Origin of the sequence: Bifidobacterium sp. MSK.13.1, assembly GCF_019131435.1 — a bacterium.
Taxonomy (GTDB): domain Bacteria; phylum Actinomycetota; class Actinomycetes; order Actinomycetales; family Bifidobacteriaceae; genus Bifidobacterium; species Bifidobacterium pseudocatenulatum.
Window position 1 is genome coordinate 324,304 of record NZ_JAHOMM010000002.1, and the last position, 16,559, is coordinate 340,862.

A 16,559-nucleotide genomic window follows, 5' to 3' on the forward strand; every position below is an offset into this window, starting at 1 on the left:
GTGTTCCTTTCAGCATTTTACTCGATTGGTTAGCTTGATTTGACTCACAACTGGCGAAGCTGCGAGGCGATCTGCACCGCTTCGACGCTGGCCTCGGCCTTGTTGCGAGTCTCCTGCCACTCACTGGCCGGCACGGAATCAAGTACGATTCCGGCTCCGGCCTGCACGCTCGCTTCATGGTCGCGGATGAATGCCGTTCGAATGGCGATTGCCATATCGAGGTTGCCTGAAAAATCGAAATAGCCGACAGTGCCGCCATAAATGCCACGATCTGCGGGCTCAAGCTCGTCGATGATTTCAATGGCACGTGGTTTTGGCGCACCGGAAAGCGTTCCGGCTGGGAATGCCGACGTGAACACATCGAACGACGTCATGTCGGGGTTAACTCGCCCGGTAACGGTCGAACAGATGTGCATAATGTGGCTGAATCGTTTGATATCCATCAAGGATACGACTTCCACGCTTTCCGGAAGACATACACGGCTCAGATCATTGCGGGAAAGATCAACGAGCATGATGTGTTCGCTACGTTCTTTTGGATCGGCAAGCAGATCCTTGGCAAGTTGCTCGTCTTCCTCAATAGTGGTGCCACGAGGCCTCGAACCGGCAATCGGGAAGGTCATGGCATGGCCATTGTCCACTTTGATCAGCGTTTCCGGGCTGGATCCAATAACGTTGAAGTCACGCCCCTGCGCATCGGTCAACGACATGAAATACATGTATGGGCTGGGGTTGAGCGTACGAAGCACGCGGTACACGTCGAATGGATCGGCTGGCGAATCAATGTCAAGACGCTGGGAAATGACCACCTGGAACACGTCACCATCGATGATGTGCTGCTTGGCGATTTCAACGGAACGCTCATAATCGCTCTTCTCCGTACGGAAACGAAGCTCGGGCTGGCTAATGGTCTCATCCAACACATTGACGCGAGCTTCACCTTCGACAGGCGTGGCGGCCTTACGCTGCATATCATCCAATCGCGCCACCGCCTCGTCGTATGCCGCATCGGCACGGGTGGATCGATCGTCTACGTTCACCGCATTGGCGATCATCCATACCGATCCGGACACATGGTCGACCACAGCAATATCCGTGGCCAATGCCAGAACTGTTTCCGGCTGCCCGGTCTCGTTCGGCGCCTCGGCACGCAAGGTCGGTTCCCAATGGCGAATCGCATCCCAACCGACGGTACCGACCAGACCACTGGTCAGGTTCGGCAGTCCTTCGACATGCGGCGCTTTCAGTGTTTTCAGCGCAGCATGCGCGACTTCCATCACATCGCCTTCGGTAGGCACGCCTGCGGGAACCTGACCCAACCAATCGGCCTTGCCGTTGTTGGAACGCAACTGAGCCATGGAATTCACACCGATGAAGCTGTATCTGTTCCACGTGCCGCCAAATTCCGCGGATTCAAGAATGAATGTGCCGGAACGTCCTGCAGCAAGGCGTTCATAGAATCCGACAGGAGTCAACGAATCAGCCAGAAGTCGGCGCACAATCGGAATCACACGATATCCCTGATCAGCCAATTCGTGGAATTGTTCGCGACTCGGCCAGGTGGCGCCCCACTTGAGTGCTTGTACGCTGCATTCACTCATCGCTGGCCCTCCTGTTCCTTGGTACGGTATCCTACGACCACGGGCAGTTGCCCGCCTTCTTCGAAGCAGGATCGTTTGCCGGTATGGCAGGCCGCTCCCACTTGATCGACTTCAACCAGAATGGCATCCCCATCGCAATCCAGTGCGAAGGACTTCACATACTGGGCATGTCCGGAAGTGTCTCCCTTGCGCCAGTACTCCTGCCTGGACCTCGACCAGAACGTGACGCGACCGGTCGTCAGGGTGCGTCGTATGGCTTCGTCGTTCATGTAGCCGACCATCAGCACTTCTTTGGTGTCGAATTGCTGGATGACGGCTGCCACCAGTCCTTTATCGTCCCTCTTGAGACGTTCTGCGATTCGTGGGTCAAGAATAGTGCTGTTGTCGTATGCTTCGTTGGTCATGATGGTGTTATTGATTTGTTTCTTCGATTATTGATTACGTTATTCGCCTGTTTTGCGGTTTTCGGCTTTCATCGCACGGTATAGCCGGCGGCCTTGATGGCATCCTTGACTTCGCCGATGGTGACTTTGCCGTAATGGAAGATCGACGCGGCCAACACGGCATCCGCTCCGGCTTCGATCGCCGGGGGGAAATCGGCAGCCTTGCCCGCACCTCCGGAAGCGATGATCGGAATCTTCACTTCCTTACGCACGGCTTTAATCATTTCCAAGTCAAAACCCTGTTGGGTACCATCCGCGTCCATGGAATTCAGCAGGATCTCCCCCGCGCCCAACTCCTGAGCACGCTTGACCCACCAGATAGCGTCAATGCCGGTGGATTTGCGGCCTCCCATGGTGGTTACTTCAAAGCCCGACTGAGTGTGTCGCTCGCCCTGCTCACGGCGTGCATCGACGGATAATACGAGCACTTGGTTGCCGAATCGTTCTGCGACACGGCCAATCAGCGTCGGATCATTGATGGCCGCAGTGTTGACTCCTACCTTGTCAGCTCCGCAACGCAGCAGAGAATCCACATCTTCAGGGGCACGTACGCCTCCACCCACGGTCAATGGGATGAAAATCTGTTCGGCAGTTCGACTCACCACATCGACCATGGTCTGCCGATGCGAGCTCGAAGCGGTCACATCGAGGAAAGTCAGTTCGTCGGCACCCTGACGGTAGTATTCCGCGGCAAGTTCAACCGGATCGCCGGCATCGCGAAGATTCTCGAAATGCACGCCCTTGACTACTCGTCCCGCATCAACATCAAGACATGGAATGACTCGGACTGCCAGTGACATGCTGTTTTACTCCTTCGCGCATAATCATGTGTGCAACGAATGCAAGAGTAACCGTTTTACGTTACGCATGTTCGTCGGAAGTCCGAGTAGCGGACAGAACAAGCATCTTTCCTTGAAATCTAATCTTGTTCCTTAGCTGCGAGCTGCCCGCATGCACCATCGATATCCTGCCCGCGTGTGTCTCGCAACGTCGCAGTAATGCCTGCTTTATGAAGGATATCAAGGAACTGCTGTTCATCCTCAGGCTTCGAAGCGGTCCATTTCGATCCTTCGATGGGATTGAGCGGAATCGGATTGACATGAGCCCAATTGTCACCGTAATGGTTCAATCGCTTAGCAAGTAATTTGGCATGCTCGGCTTGATCATTGATACCGCGCATCAGAGCATATTCGATGCTTACGCGACGTTTCGAAGCCAAGTAATAGTCATGTGCCGCATCAAGCACCTGCGTAGTATTGAAACGCTTGTTCATTGGAACGAGCTCGTCTCGCAACTCATCGCTCGGAGCGTGCAAGGACACGGCCAAACGCACCGGAATGCCTTCTGCCGTGAGTTTCTTGATACCTGGTACCACACCGACCGTGGAGACGGTGATGTTGCGTGCCGAAATGCCGAAACCTTCAGGTGGCATGGCGCTGATTTGGCGTACAGCGCTCAATACGGACTTGTAATTGCCCATAGGTTCGCCCATGCCCATGAACACGATGTTGCTCAGGCGCCCGAGACCACCAGCGACTTCGCCGTCGTGCATGGCTTTCGCGGCCACACGAACCTGTTCCAGAATTTCGCCTGCCGACATGTTTCTCGTCAGACCCAATTGACCTGTGGCACAGAACGGGCAGCCCATTCCACAGCCTACCTGGCTGGAAATGCATAAGGTGGTGCGGGTGGGATACCGCATGAGCACGGACTCAATAAGAGAACCGTCGAACAGACGCCATAGCGTTTTGATAGTAGTGCCCTCATCGGCCACTTGACGGGTCACTTCGGTAATGAGCGTTGGGAAAAACGCCTCTGCGGCTTCGGCTCGTTTCGCTGCAGGAAAGTCAGAGAACTCTTCGGCAGCGACGTCGAAATGCCCATAGTAATGATTGGCAAGCTGCTTGACTCTGAATTTCGGAAGTCCAAGATCCTTGGCTTTCGCGATACGTTCGTCTTCAGTCATATCAGCAAAATGCAGCGGCGGCTTGCCTCGACGCGCATGATCTTTGGAAAGCACGTCGCGGAAGGCACCGGTAGTGCCTCCTGGAGTAATACCGGTTTCCGGCAAATCCTTCGTGGAATTCACGGAGTCGCTCATGCTTGTGTTTGCCTTTCTCACATTCCAGTTGCCCACAGCAGCACGCACACGAACGGCGCGCACAGCAGAATGGAATCCACACGATCCATCACGCCACCGTGTCCCTTAAGCAGGTGTCCCATGTCCTTGATGCCGATATCTCGCTTCAACATGGATGCGCACAAATCGCCAAACGTTCCGGCGATGCCGATCATGAAACCGGCCACGACAGGGACCCACCAGCGGGAAATCCACACATCCGACCCGTACGTGCAGAACATCACGGCAAAAGATCCGATCATGGAGAACAGAATGGAACCTGCAAGACCCTCCCACGATTTCTTCGGCGAAATGCGGGGGCTTAGCTTGTGCTTGCCCAGCCATGCCCCGGCGAACAAACCACCGGTATCGCTCAACGCGGGCATGAATACCATCATAATAGCATGCGCGACGGGATGATCATTGAATGTCAACGGCATGATGAGGCAGGAAGCCAGAAGCGGAATGTACAGCACGGTGAACATGGAGACCGCGACATGGCTCAGCCTGCTATGGCTTACCTCTCCCTGCTCATGGTTGAAGGAGGATTCAAGTCTTGCGCCTGCATCGGTGTGGGAAAGCTTATCCGCCACGGCCAGAGAGATGCGGCTGCCGAACGTCACTTTAGCGCTGGCGGCGATCGCTACGACCACCAAAGACACCAGCACGCATACCGTCATGGCGACGATATGACGTTCGCTGTAATAGGTGGACAGCAACGTCGCCGCCGAACATACCCACAACACCGCCACGGGAATATGAAGTCCCGCAGTGGCGAAATCGACGCGCAGCTCCCAAAGGGCAAGCACCATGAACAGCACAACCAGATAGACGAACAAGTCAATGCTGATCAGCAGACACGCCAAGATGAGGATGACGAGCACCGCCCCTGTGGCGATGGCCTGCGGCATATTACGCCCCGTCTTCTTGTTGATGGCGTTGATGGCCTCTTCGGTTTCTTTTTCGAGCTGTTCCTGATGTTCCATCATGTTCCCTGTCTGGCTGTGCGTCGATTCTTTTCAGGAGATGAAGGTCTCTCAGACCTCCATGATCTCCTTCTGCTTGGCTTCGAGCAGGGTATCAAGTTCATCAGTGGTCTGCTTGGTGATCTTGTCGAGCTCCTTGAGCAGACGATCGCCCTCGTCCTCACCCATCTCGCCGTCCTTGATGGCCTTGTCAAGGGATTCCTTGGCCTTGCGTCGGATGTTGCGCACTGCGACCTTGCCATCTTCCGCCTTGCCCTTGGCGAGTTTGACATATTCCTTGCGACGTTCCTCGGTCAGCTCCGGCATGGTCAGGCGAATGACGTTGCCGTCGCGACGCGGGCTGGCGCCCAGATCGGAATCACGCAACGCCTTCTCGACGGCATTGGCCTGGGACGCGTCAAACGGAGTGACGGACAGGGTACGCGGTTCCGGCACGCCGATGGTGGCGATGGCCTTCAGCGGGGTCGGAGCTCCATAATAATCAACGGTGATACCGTTGAGCAGCGCCGGATTTGCGCGGCCGGTACGAATGCCGGAGAAGTTCTCCTTGGTGGATTCCACGGACTTGGCCATCTGTGCCTTGGCCTGTTCGACAATAGTTGCCATTTGTACTCCTTGTTGTTGGTTGTTTGATCGATATTCGACGTTGAATGTCGTTATTCAGCGAGTGTGGACTCCGCGGTGGAAACCATAGTTCCGATTTCCTCACCGAGAAGGGCGCGGGTCACATTGCCATTGCCTTCGAGCCCGAAAACACGGATGCGCTGCTTGTTGTCGCGGGCCATGGAAAGCGCGGATGCATCCATAACGGCGAGATTGTCGACGAGGGCACGATTATAGCTCAATGTGGCGAAACGCTTGGCGTTCTCGTCCTTACGAGGATCGGCGGTATAAACGCCGTCCACGCCGTTCTTGCCCATCAGCACCTCATCGCAATGGATTTCCAAAGAACGCTGAATGGACACAGTGTCAGTGGAGAAATACGGCATACCGGCACCAGCGCCGAAAATCACGACACGGCCCTTCTCCAGATGACGAATGGCCTTGAGCGGAATGTACGGCTCGGCGACCTGACCCATGGTGATGGCGGTCTGCACGCGCGTGGCCTGTCCCTCCTGCTCCAAGAAGTCCTGCAGAGCGAGGCAATTCATCACCGTGCCCAGCATGCCCATATAATCGCCGCGGGAGCGGTCGATTCCAGCCTGTTGAAGTTCCGCGCCGCGGAAGAAGTTGCCGCCTCCGACGACGATGGCGACCTGAACGCCCTGCTGCACCGCGGGAACGATTTCCTCAGCGATACGGCGGATGACGGACGTGTCAATGCCGACTTTGCCGCCGCCAAACGCCTCTCCGGATAGTTTGAGCAGCACTCTGCGTGGATTATCACCAGTGTTTTCGCCAGTCATGAAAAGCCTTTCTTGCCCGAGAACTCACGAAATTTACCGCTCTCAAGAGTATCGGCAAACACAGACACCACACCGCAACGACACAGCGTCGAGAAGAAAACAAAGTTGGCCATCACCCTGTGGATGATGGCCAACCTCATGGAATCTCTAGCGTCTAACGCACGGATTCACCATTGAAGCCGAATTCACTCAGCCTCGCCCTTGCCGACCTCGACACGAGCGAAAGCCACGGCTGCGCCGCCGACTTCCTTGAACAGGTCGCCAACGGTCTTGGACGGATCCTTGACATAGGACTGCTCGAGCAGGACGTTCTCCTTGTAGAAGGCATTGAGACGGCCTTCCACGATCTTCGGAACGATCTTCTCCGGCTTGCCTTCGGCCAAGGACTTCTCGGTGGCCACGCGGCGCTCGGACTCGACCACATCGGCCGGAACGTCCTCGCGGGTCAGCCACTGGGCACCCATTGCGGAAATCTGCAGAGCGGCTTCGTGAGCCACAGCAGCGCCGGCCTCATCGGTGGCGATCATGGCCACGATGCTCGGCGGCATCTCAGCGGACTTCTTGTGGGCGTAGATCTCAACGTGTGGACCCTCGACCTTGGCGAACTGGCCGACCTTGACGTGCTCACCGAACAGAGCGGCCGCCTCTTCGACGGCTTCCTTCACGGTGGCTTCGCCGGAAGCGGCTGCCAGCACTTCGTCCACAGAAGCGGCCTCGGCTTTGACGGCGTCTTCGAGCACGCTGTCAGCGAACTCCACGAACTTCGGAGTCTTGGCCACGAAGTCGGTCTCGGAATTCAGTTCGACGGCGTAACCGGTCTGGCCATTGGCGGATTCCACGACCTGGGAGGCGATGGTGCCTTCCTGAGCCTTGCGACCTTCGCGCTTGCCAGCGGCCTGGATGCCCTTGGCGCGGATGATTTCCTTGGCGCGAGCCACGTCACCCTCAGCCTCGGTCAGAGCCTTCTTAACGTCCATCATGCCGGCGCCAGTTTCCTCGCGCACCTGCTTGATCAGAGCTGCAGTGATTGCTGCCATTGATTTGTCTCCTCTGAAAAATAGTGATGCCCCATATGATGGGAGGCACAACACCTCCCATCATAGTGGATATTTTCACTCAGCCTTGGCTTCGCCTTCAGCTTCGGCTTCAGCCGGTGCATCGGCGGCCGGAGCGCCCTCAGTGAGGAGCTCCTTCTCCCAAGCGGCCATCGGCTGCTCGGTCTCGCCCTCAGCCTTAGCGGCCTTGCCGGAACGCTCCAGCAGGCCTTCGGCCACTGCGTCAGCCATGAGGCTGGTCAGCAGTTCGATGCCGCGGATGGCGTCATCGTTGGCTGCGATCGGGTACTCGACGGACTCCGGATCAGCGTTGGTGTCGACGATGGCAACGACCGGAATGCCCAGCTTGTGAGCTTCCTCAACGGCCAAAGCTTCCTTGTTAACGTCAACCACGAACATGGCGGACGGAGTACGGTTCATGTTGCGGATACCGCCCAGCTGCTTAGCCAGCTTGTCCTTCTCGCGCTCGAGAAGCAGCAGTTCCTTCTTGGTCAGACCGGAACCACGCACGTCGGTGAAGTCCATCTCTTCGAGTTCCTTGAGACGGGAGACGCGCTTGGACACGGTCTGGAAGTTGGTCAGCATACCGCCGAGCCAACGCTCGGAAACGTACGGCATGTTCACGCGGACAGCCTGATTGGAAACGGCTTCCTGAGCCTGCTTCTTGGTGCCGACGAACAGCACGGTGCCGTTGTGAGCGACGGTAGCCTTGATGAAGTCGTAGGCCTTGTCGATCATGTCGAGCGACTTGAACAGGTTGATGATGTGGATGCCGTTGCGCTGGGTGAGGATGAACTGCTTCATCTTCGGATTCCAACGACGGGTCTGGTGGCCGAAGTGCAGGCCTGCCTTCAGCATGTCGCTCATATTGATCTGAGCCATGGTATTACTACCTCTTTCTGTCGGTTCTTGCCTGGTCATGCGTTCCTGCGTGCAGCCAAAGCCTTGCGGCGTCGGCCGACCGACACAGGTCGTCGCGAACATGACGCGAATTGGTTGTATGCCGGTTGACAATATTGGGTGGCTCAGGACTTTCACGACAAAGCCCTTCGCCGGATGGCACACAAGGCATAAAATACCATGGGGTCACGTCTTTTCGCAAAGACGTGACCCCAAGTCGTCATATCGGTGAGATGCGAACAATCACTTGTGGTGATTGCGCATGTAGCGCATCGCCTCTCGGCGTTCCTCTTTCTCCAAACGATCAAGATAGACATGACCGTTCAAGTGATCGGTTTCATGCTGCAACATGCGGCCCATAATGCCACGACCTTCCAGCACGACCGTCTTGCCTTCCAAATCGATGCCACGCACACGAGCGTAATCAGCGCGACGGGTCTTGTACCACAATCCCGGCACAGACAGGCATCCCTCATCTCCGTATTGTTCACCGCTGGTCTCTTCGAGGACAGGGTTGAGCACATACCCGATCTTGCCGTTGATGTTATAGGAAAATGCCCTCAGATTCACGCCAATCTGATTAGCTGACAAGCCAGCCCTTCCTGGATCGTCAACGGTATCAAGCAGATCCTGTACCAGATGACGCACGGCCGGCGTAATTTCCTTGATAGGATCACAGGGGGTACGTAGCACCGGATCAGGTACGACTCGAATCTCACGAATTGCCAAGATTATCGCTCCTCGTTCATGGTTGTTTCCTCAGTTTCCGATGAGTCTTCCGGCGTTTGGAACTCGCCAGCGTCTTCGGTCTGCTTCTTAATTTTCTCCTGCATGGTATCAAATGCCTGCCGAACCTTCGGACTTACGGATTCGGAAGCCTGACGCATGGATTCGGAAGCCTGCTTGACCGTTTCGGTGGTTCGGTCAAGAATCTGCACCGTCTTTGGCAGCGGTTTGTTGGATGGCTTCGGCGCATACAGCACATTGTCGATGACATTTTCGTACCGCTTAAGCACCTTCGGCCTGACAACTTTCAGGCTCGCCGTCAGAGTGCCCTTCTCCTGGCTGAACTCCTCGTCGAGGATTTCGAACTTGCGAACGGATTCAGCACGAGAGACATTCGCATTCGCCTTTTCGACATACTGCTGAATGAATGCGCGCACGGCATCGTTCTTCGCGATCTGCTCCATGGGCATGTTGCTATCAAGTCCCTGCTGTGCAAGCCAGGAACGAACCATCTCCTGATCAAGCTCAATCAAAGCTCCGATGAACGGCTTGCCATCACCGACCACCACACCATGCGACACGATCGGGCAAGTGTTGATGACATCTTCCATAGGTGCCGGACTGACGTTCTTACCGCCGGCCGTAATGATGATATCCTTCTTGCGACCCGTAATGTACACGAATCCGTCGTCGTCGATGGTTCCCAAATCGCCGGTCTTCAGCCAGCCATCAGCCATCTTGACATCGGCTGTCAGCTCCGGCTTCTTGTAGTAGCCAAGGAACACGTTGGGGCCCATCACCTGCAGTTCGCCGTCGTCATCGGTGCGCACGCCCATGCCCGGCCCGGGCTTGCCTACGGAACCGACGCGGTTGGCGTCCTGCCAGTTGACAATCATGGGAGCGGCGGTTTCCGTCATGCCATAGCCCTGAATGAAGGTAATGCCATCCATACCGTTGAAGAAATGGGCGAGATCGACGTTCAAAGGAGCGCCGCCACAAGCCAGATATCTCATGTTCGGACCCAAAGCAGAACGAATGGATTTGCCTACGACAGACATAAAGAACGAATGTTCGGCACGAGCCACAATGGAATGGCGTCCGGTTTCCTGCTCGTCCTTCGACCATTGCACAAAATGATCGAAAGCCTTGGCGAACACTCTTCCACGAATACCCGCTCCGGCCTTTTGCGAAGCCGCGTTATACACTTTCTCGAACACACGGGGAACTCCCAGCAGATAGGTCGGCTTGAAGCTACGCAGATCGGCAAGCAGATGCTTGGCTCCGGGCAGATAGCCGACCACCCCCTGCCCGCCAATCGCAACATACTGAATATAGCGAGCGAAGCAGTGCGCCAACGGCAGGAACAACATCAGACGATTCGGCTGATATAGCATTTCATCGAGAATGATGTAGCCGTTCAGCACGATATGCGTGAAATTCCGGTGAGACAGCATCGCTCCCTTGGGCTTGCCAGTGGAACCAGACGTGTACACAATGGTGAGCATGTCATCGGCCTTGACCCTGGAAATCACCTGATCGAGCGTGTCCTCGCCGACACCTTCTCCAAAATCAGCAACGGCATCAAGACCATCCGCCTTGAAGTTGAAGACGTAGCGCAGGCTGCTGTGCTCATCGCGAATCTGTTCAAGCGTTTGTGTATGCGCGAAATCACCGGCAAAGGCGATGATCGGATCCACCTCTTCGATGATGGACGCGGCCTGCCTGGCGGAATCGGTTTCATACACGGGCACGCTTACCGCGCCGATTGCGGCGCAGGCAAAATCGATGACTCCCCATTCGTAGCAGGTAGGCGAATAGATGACTACCATGCTTCCGGCCTTGACCCCTAGGCCAAGAAGACCTTTCGCAACCGCGCGCACACGCTCAAGCATCTCCCCCGCCGTAACGTCATGCCATCGACGAGTCTCGTCGTCCTGCCATTGGGCGATGAGATCATCAGGATCACGTTTAGCGCGTCTGGAGAGCAGTGCGAAAACGGTATCCTCATCCGTAGTGCTATACGCAGGTTCCGGTACAAATTCTCTCAACATGAGTCCCTATAGTAGTTGCAGTATGCTCAAGGCACGCTGAAAACCCTTGAAAACGGCTGAATTCAGCCAATTCCAAGGGTTTTGAATGGTTACTTGTTATACGTCACACGCCGAAATCAGCGACTTCGCACTTCCAAGCAGATCCCTTGAGGACGCACTTCAAATTGCTGCACAGCCTTCGTCCTCCAATGCCCATCAGCACGGTGCTTTCGAAGCATGTCGGAGAGACCAACCAGCTGTCAACGTAATATACGGTGATCGGAAGCAGACCCAACTGCGCGTATATCCTCACATCCTTCTTCATCTGTGCTGCGATCTGAGCGGAGGCATTTCTCAGCTTTCTCATGCAGGCCTCGCTCAATACCCTTTCCACGCGTGCTTCTTTCTGCCTGCCACGGAAGATATCGACAACATTGCAGATCAACTGCGCCGCGAACATGTTCATGGAGTAGGCAAATTCAGCATCGCACGGCCCAGGCATTATCTGGATGTAATGGAATGGTATTTTCCTGCCGAAAAGATCTGAATTAAGAAACCCATCATACGAGGGAAGCGTTTTATCGTAATCGAAAACCGGCTTTCTGCCAAGCTCAAGAGATATCCTTTCCCACTCTGTCAGGTTTTCTCCCTCGCGTTTCTTCCCACTTTTATCAGCGCGCTTCGCATTGGCCGCTGATCCCTGGTCAGAAGGTGGAACCTCCGAGAAGGGCTCGTTAGCCTCCGGCGGCGGAACATCATTTTCACATGAATCATCCATGATGAATCCCTTTCTTATTCGCCCGACTCATCGTTGAGAGGGGGTGTAAGAACCATTAAGGCACAAAAGCCATCCCCCGTCAAGTTGACATTTGATTCTTGTGGATAAGTGGATAACTTCAGATATTTCAAACACTTTAGAACACCCTAAAGATAAATTTTATACCCCTAAAACATTACAAAAAAGGTGGCATATCGTTGAAAAAGCAAAGAGAATCCTTCTTTGGCGAAAAACCCTAAGTTCGTCTCAAAAACGCTTAGTAAAAATGAACGGCATTAGCCTTCACTGAAAGATAATGATCATGTTTGTTCGTATATGCTCACATAAAGTTATGTTACCGGGCATACACTCCTCTAAGTGCGCTCAAGAAAAATAAAAAAAATTGGCTCTGCGGCATTCGCCGCAGAGCCGTCTGAGAATGGGCTCCCCCACCTGGACTCGAACCAAGACAAAGGGTTCCAAAGACCCGTGTGCTGCCATTACACCATGGGGGAATGGCGGAAAACCTTGCGGTTACCGCCAAGTGTCTATTATGCCACATGTCGCCAACACCGCGTGTCTCGACGTGTCGCACTAATAAAAAACGTTGTTTAAGGCGCACAAAAAGTGTTATGCGCACCTTAAACAACGGTACTCGCTTCACTGATATGGGAGTTACCCCACAAACATGCGGAACGTACGCTAAGCATGCCCGCGCAACGCGTCATCAGGCGAACAAGAAGCCCTGTCCGTGATGCTCCGGATATGTGTCGAACAACTCAGCCACAGAGCCGTCTTCGAACACAGCACGGATGGCGCTGGCCAGCAGCGGCGCGATCGACAGCACGGTCAAACCGTCCCAACGCTTCTCTTCAGGAATCGGCACGGTGTCGGTAAGCACGACTTCGCGGGCTCCGCTGTTCTTCAAACGTTCGACGGCGGGACCAGACAGCACGCCATGTGTGGCGACGACAGTCACCGACTTGGCACCGGCATCCTTAAGCACGCTGCATGCACCGGCAATGGTTCCGGCGGTATCGATGAGATCGTCGACGAGCACGCAGTCCTTACCTTCGACATCGCCCACGACTCGGTTGGCGACCGCTTGGTTCGGACGGGTGATGTCACGCGTCTTGTGGACGAATGCGAGCGGACCACCGCCAAGACGCTGCGCCCACTGCTCCGCAACACGAATGCGGCCCGCATCCGGAGAGACGACGGCAACATTGTCAAGCTGGTTGGAGAAACGGTCGCGAATGTAGTCGACCAGCACCGGCATAGCGATAAGGTGGTCGACAGGACCGTCGAAGAAGCCTTGGGACTGCGCCGCATGCAGGTCGACACTCATGATGCGGTCGGCACCTGCGGTCTTCAGCAGGTCGAACATGAGACGGCAGGAAATGGGCTCGCGGCCGCGATGCTTCTTGTCTTGGCGCGAGTAGCCAAGCAGTGGGCAGACCGCGGTGATGGAACGCGCGGATGCACGCTTGAGCGCATCAATCATGATGAGCTGTTCCATAATCGATTGGTTGATCGGGGCTGCGTGGCTTTGCAGTACGAACACGTCCGCGCCACGCACGGATTCGGTGTAGCGCACGTACATTTCGCCGTTGGCGAAGTCGTATGCTGTGGTTTCCAGAACATCAATGCCAAGTTGTTCGGCGACTTCCGCCGCCAGTTTCGGATGTGTTCTGCCTGTGACAAGGATAAGGTTTTTATCCGGCTTTCCTTCAAGGATTGCGCTCACCATGTCTCCAAACGTCTGTTTTCGCGTCAAGTGGACGTGACCCATATTAACCATCTGCGCAGACCGTCTCACCCGCGCGTGTTCACCTGAAATTTACCGGTACAGTCCGTGCTTGCCAATATATTGCACCACGCCGTCCGGTACGAGGTACCAAACAGGCTCCCCATGCTCCGCACGTCGCCGCACATCGGTCGAGGAAATCGCCAGTGCCGGTATTTCCAACGTATCGACCTTGCCTTCCGGCAGTTTCACCCCTTCCGGCGATGAGTACCCGGGGCGGGTCACGGCCACGAAGTGGGCCAGATCCCACATTTTGTCGGCGTCTTTCCATTGCATGATTTCCGCGACCGCGTCAGCTCCGGTGATGAAGAAGAGTTCCGCGTCGGGATGTTGCGCACGGATGTCTCGCAACGTGTCGATGGTATAGGTGACTCCCGGACGGTCGATGTCCACGCGTGATACGGTGAATTTCGGATTGGACGCGGTGGCGATGACCGTCATGAGATACCGGTCTTCCGCGTTGGTGACGTTCTTGTCGAGTTTGAATACGGGGCGTCCCGTCGGCACGAAGATCACTTCGTCGAGGTCGTACACCCACGACACTTCTGAGGCCGCCACCAAGTGGCCGTTGTGGATGGGGTCGAACGTGCCGCCCATGATGCCGATGCGAGGCCTGCTATGCCAGTTGCCGCGTGCTGAACGTCGGCCTGTGGCCACCGCGGAACCTGCTGATTCCACGGAAAGGTCGGACATGCGCCGTTCCGGTTCCACCACATAGCTGATGGCAAGTTCGGAATCGGCTTCGGCGGATTCGGGCCGCATGCGTTTCGGGCCGGTCATGAGGCATCCTCGTTTTTTTGTTCCTGATCGGCGTCCGCGGTCTCACGGCCGATGCTGTCTGCCGTTGGCGATGCGTTGTCCGGGTCGATTTTGCCCATATCCTCATCCCACTCGTCCTGCACGACGCGCCTGATCTCCGCGAAAGTCGGCAGAGGGAAGTCCGGCTGATAGGCGCGACGCACTTCCGCCACACGTTCGGTGACGCGAATCAGCGTATCGGTCATGCCGTCAATATCCTGTTCGCGCTCCATGGCGCTGAATTTGGCGATGTACTGTTCCATGAGCCGCATCTGCTCATCGACGCTTTTAAGCTTCTCTTCGTCGAGTTCCACCACGTCTTCGGCATCGACTTCCGGCCAACCGATCAGCACCGCGTCGGCGTATTCGAGTGAAGCACGCTGTGCCGCCGATGCGATGCCGTCCTCGATCTGCACGAGAAACACGTATCGCACGATGCTTAATCGTTCGGATGCGAGCTTCAATCCCAGATAGGGGTCATTGAGATCCGCATTCCATGGGTCCTTAGCGTCAGTCATTGTTTCCTCCATCTGGCCGTCATTATTGTTGTGTTCGTTCATGCCCGTACCTGGCCTGTTCCGTAGCCGATCCACTTGGTCGTGGTCATTTCGCGTAGTCCCATGGGCCCGCGTGCATGCATTTTTTGCGTGGAGATACCAAGTTCCGCGCCGAAGCCGAACACTCCCCCATCTGTGAAACGCGTGGACGCGTTGACCATCACCACCGCCGAGTCGATGCGTGAGGTGAATTCCTCAATGGCCGAATAGTCTTCGGCGATAATGGATTCGGTATGCCCTGTGGAGTGGCGGTTAATGTGGCTGATGGCCTCGTCGAGTGAGTCGACCACTTTGACACCGATCTTCAACGCGAGATACTCGGTATCCCAGTCTTCCTCAGTGGCATGTATCAGTTTCACCCCGTCAATACCGGTTTTGTCGATGATCTCGTAGGCCTGTTCGTCGGCATGCACTTCGACGTCGGCTGTGGCAAGCGCTGTGGCGATTTGCGGAAGGAACGCTTCGGCGATGTCACTGTGCACGAGGAGTTTTTCAGTGGCGTTGCAGACACCGACGCGTTGCGTTTTGGCGTTGAGAATGATGGGGATGGCTTTGTTTTGGTCGCCGGTTCGGTCGACGTAGATGTGTACGTTGCCCGCTCCGGTTTCGATGACGGGTACTTTGGAGTTTTGCACGACGGCTTGGATGAGGCCCGCTCCCCCTCGTGGAATAAGCAGGTCGATGTGGCCTTGGGCCTGCATCATGGCGTTGGCGCCTTGACGCCCGTATTCGTCGACGGAAGCGATGAGTGCGGCATCATATCCGTGTTCGTGCAATACGTCGGCGATGATGTTGAGGGTGGCTGCGTTGGTGCGTTCGGCCGCGTGTCCTCCTCTGAGGAGTGCCGCGTTGCCTGATTTGATGCAGAGTGACGCGACGTCGACGGTGACGTTGGGTCGTGCTTCGTAGATCATGCCGAGCACGCCGATGGGCACGCGGGTTTGTTCGAGTCGCAGACCGTTGTCGAGGTGGTATCCGCGCACGATTTCACCGATCGGATCCTGTAGGGTGGCTACGTGGCGCACACCTTGTGCGGCTGCGTTGACGCGGGGTACGTCAAATTTGAGCCGGTCGAGTTTGCCTGCGTCCATGCCATGTTCGGCGGATTTCTGCATGTCGATGGCGTTGGCTTCCGCGATTTCATTGGCGCGCGCGTCGAGTGCGTCAGCGATGGCGTTGAGAAGTTCGTTTTTACGCTGCGTGTTGGTTTGGGCAAGTTGCGCTTGCGCGATTCGGGCGGCGTCGGCTTTGGCGCACACCTCGTTGAGCACATCGGGCTCCATGGCGTTGGATTGGGTCTGTGGGTTCGTCATAGTTTCCTAGATTAGCGCGAAATCGCGCCTTGTTCCGTAGCTTCGACCATTATTTCGTCGT

At 55.8% G+C, this 16,559-nt stretch carries 16 protein-coding genes and 1 tRNA gene; all 17 read right to left on the reverse strand.

Features of this window, described 5'->3' with window-relative positions:
* Positions 1–44: 44 nt before the first annotated feature.
* The 17 genes from trpE to KSY55_RS04310 all read right to left on the reverse strand — a co-directional run bounded on the left by trpE (position 45) and on the right by KSY55_RS04310 (position 16,498).
* Positions 45–1,601 (reverse strand): anthranilate synthase component I, encoded by a 1,557-nt coding sequence (gene trpE / locus KSY55_RS04230; RefSeq protein ID WP_065437793.1) that lies wholly within the window; start codon positions 1,599–1,601, stop codon positions 45–47.
* A complete protein-coding gene (gene hisI / locus KSY55_RS04235; RefSeq protein WP_117658938.1) occupies positions 1,598–2,005 on the reverse strand; it encodes a phosphoribosyl-AMP cyclohydrolase in 408 nt (135 codons plus the stop codon). The genes trpE and hisI overlap by 4 nt, the downstream gene beginning before the upstream one ends.
* A gap of 68 nt (positions 2,006–2,073) precedes the next feature.
* Entirely contained in the window at positions 2,074–2,844 is a 771-nt protein-coding gene (hisF, locus tag KSY55_RS04240) for an imidazole glycerol phosphate synthase subunit HisF (RefSeq protein WP_004222237.1), read from the reverse strand.
* A 119-nt stretch (positions 2,845–2,963) separates the two neighbouring features.
* A complete protein-coding gene (gene rlmN, locus KSY55_RS04245) occupies positions 2,964–4,145 on the reverse strand; it encodes a 23S rRNA (adenine(2503)-C(2))-methyltransferase RlmN (protein WP_004222239.1) in 1,182 nt (393 codons plus the stop codon).
* Positions 4,146–4,162: 17 nt separating this feature from the next.
* Positions 4,163–5,149, reverse strand: a complete 987-nt coding sequence (locus KSY55_RS04250) for a phosphatidate cytidylyltransferase (protein ID WP_022244819.1) — start codon at positions 5,147–5,149, stop codon at positions 4,163–4,165.
* Positions 5,150–5,200: 51 nt separating this feature from the next.
* A complete protein-coding gene (gene frr / locus KSY55_RS04255; protein WP_022244820.1) occupies positions 5,201–5,755 on the reverse strand; it encodes a ribosome recycling factor in 555 nt (184 codons plus the stop codon).
* Positions 5,756–5,805: 50 nt separating this feature from the next.
* Positions 5,806–6,555 carry a UMP kinase gene (pyrH, locus tag KSY55_RS04260; protein ID WP_004222244.1) on the reverse strand — a complete coding sequence of 250 codons (750 nt, stop codon included), beginning with the start codon at positions 6,553–6,555 and terminating at the stop codon, positions 5,806–5,808.
* Between the two features lie 185 nt (positions 6,556–6,740).
* Positions 6,741–7,592 carry a translation elongation factor Ts gene (gene tsf / locus KSY55_RS04265; RefSeq protein WP_004222246.1) on the reverse strand — a complete coding sequence of 284 codons (852 nt, stop codon included), beginning with the start codon at positions 7,590–7,592 and terminating at the stop codon, positions 6,741–6,743.
* A gap of 75 nt (positions 7,593–7,667) precedes the next feature.
* Positions 7,668–8,492, reverse strand: coding sequence for a 30S ribosomal protein S2 (rpsB, locus tag KSY55_RS04270; protein WP_080789383.1), 825 nt, complete (start codon positions 8,490–8,492; stop codon positions 7,668–7,670).
* Between the two features lie 261 nt (positions 8,493–8,753).
* The gene (gene def / locus KSY55_RS04275; protein ID WP_022244823.1) at positions 8,754–9,239 is read right to left on the reverse strand and encodes a peptide deformylase; all 486 of its coding nucleotides are present in this window, start codon (positions 9,237–9,239) and stop codon (positions 8,754–8,756) included.
* Between the two features lie 2 nt (positions 9,240–9,241).
* Positions 9,242–11,287 (reverse strand): long-chain fatty acid--CoA ligase, encoded by a 2,046-nt coding sequence (locus KSY55_RS04280; protein WP_055063427.1) that lies wholly within the window; start codon positions 11,285–11,287, stop codon positions 9,242–9,244.
* Between the two features lie 103 nt (positions 11,288–11,390).
* Positions 11,391–12,044: a hypothetical protein gene (locus tag KSY55_RS04285; protein WP_004222253.1), complete on the reverse strand. Its 654-nt coding sequence runs from the start codon at positions 12,042–12,044 to the stop codon at positions 11,391–11,393.
* Between the two features lie 423 nt (positions 12,045–12,467).
* Positions 12,468–12,538, reverse strand: a tRNA-Gln gene (locus KSY55_RS04290).
* A 212-nt stretch (positions 12,539–12,750) separates the two neighbouring features.
* Complete coding sequence (locus KSY55_RS04295; RefSeq protein WP_033524032.1) at positions 12,751–13,773, reverse strand: ribose-phosphate diphosphokinase; 1,023 nt, start codon at positions 13,771–13,773, stop codon at positions 12,751–12,753.
* 90 nt (positions 13,774–13,863) lie between these two features.
* Positions 13,864–14,592, reverse strand: a complete 729-nt coding sequence (nadD, locus tag KSY55_RS04300; protein ID WP_047749747.1) for a nicotinate-nucleotide adenylyltransferase — start codon at positions 14,590–14,592, stop codon at positions 13,864–13,866.
* Positions 14,593–14,606: 14 nt separating this feature from the next.
* Complete coding sequence (locus tag KSY55_RS04305) at positions 14,607–15,146, reverse strand: phosphoribosylglycinamide synthetase (protein ID WP_254881843.1); 540 nt, start codon at positions 15,144–15,146, stop codon at positions 14,607–14,609.
* 38 nt (positions 15,147–15,184) lie between these two features.
* Positions 15,185–16,498, reverse strand: coding sequence for a glutamate-5-semialdehyde dehydrogenase (locus KSY55_RS04310; protein WP_117661177.1), 1,314 nt, complete (start codon positions 16,496–16,498; stop codon positions 15,185–15,187).
* Positions 16,499–16,559 lie beyond the last annotated feature (61 nt).

Bases quoted from the DNA above. Each gene is read 5' to 3' on its own strand.
- trpE (WP_065437793.1), bottom strand. From the start codon at position 1,601: ATGAGTGAATGCAGCGTACAAGCACTCAAGTGGGGCGCCACCTGGCCG.
- hisI (WP_117658938.1), bottom strand. From the start codon at position 2,005: ATGACCAACGAAGCATACGACAACAGCACTATTCTTGACCCACGAATC.
- hisF (WP_004222237.1), bottom strand. From the start codon at position 2,844: ATGTCACTGGCAGTCCGAGTCATTCCATGTCTTGATGTTGATGCGGGA.
- rlmN (WP_004222239.1), bottom strand. From the start codon at position 4,145: ATGAGCGACTCCGTGAATTCCACGAAGGATTTGCCGGAAACCGGTATT.
- KSY55_RS04250 (WP_022244819.1), bottom strand. From the start codon at position 5,149: ATGGAACATCAGGAACAGCTCGAAAAAGAAACCGAAGAGGCCATCAAC.
- frr (WP_022244820.1), bottom strand. From the start codon at position 5,755: ATGGCAACTATTGTCGAACAGGCCAAGGCACAGATGGCCAAGTCCGTG.
- pyrH (WP_004222244.1), bottom strand. From the start codon at position 6,555: ATGACTGGCGAAAACACTGGTGATAATCCACGCAGAGTGCTGCTCAAA.
- tsf (WP_004222246.1), bottom strand. From the start codon at position 7,592: ATGGCAGCAATCACTGCAGCTCTGATCAAGCAGGTGCGCGAGGAAACT.
- rpsB (WP_080789383.1), bottom strand. From the start codon at position 8,492: ATGGCTCAGATCAATATGAGCGACATGCTGAAGGCAGGCCTGCACTTC.
- KSY55_RS04280 (WP_055063427.1), bottom strand. From the start codon at position 11,287: ATGTTGAGAGAATTTGTACCGGAACCTGCGTATAGCACTACGGATGAG.
- KSY55_RS04285 (WP_004222253.1), bottom strand. From the start codon at position 12,044: ATGGATGATTCATGTGAAAATGATGTTCCGCCGCCGGAGGCTAACGAG.
- KSY55_RS04295 (WP_033524032.1), bottom strand. From the start codon at position 13,773: ATGGTGAGCGCAATCCTTGAAGGAAAGCCGGATAAAAACCTTATCCTT.
- nadD (WP_047749747.1), bottom strand. From the start codon at position 14,592: ATGCGGCCCGAATCCGCCGAAGCCGATTCCGAACTTGCCATCAGCTAT.
- KSY55_RS04305 (WP_254881843.1), bottom strand. From the start codon at position 15,146: ATGACTGACGCTAAGGACCCATGGAATGCGGATCTCAATGACCCCTAT.
- KSY55_RS04310 (WP_117661177.1), bottom strand. From the start codon at position 16,498: ATGACGAACCCACAGACCCAATCCAACGCCATGGAGCCCGATGTGCTC.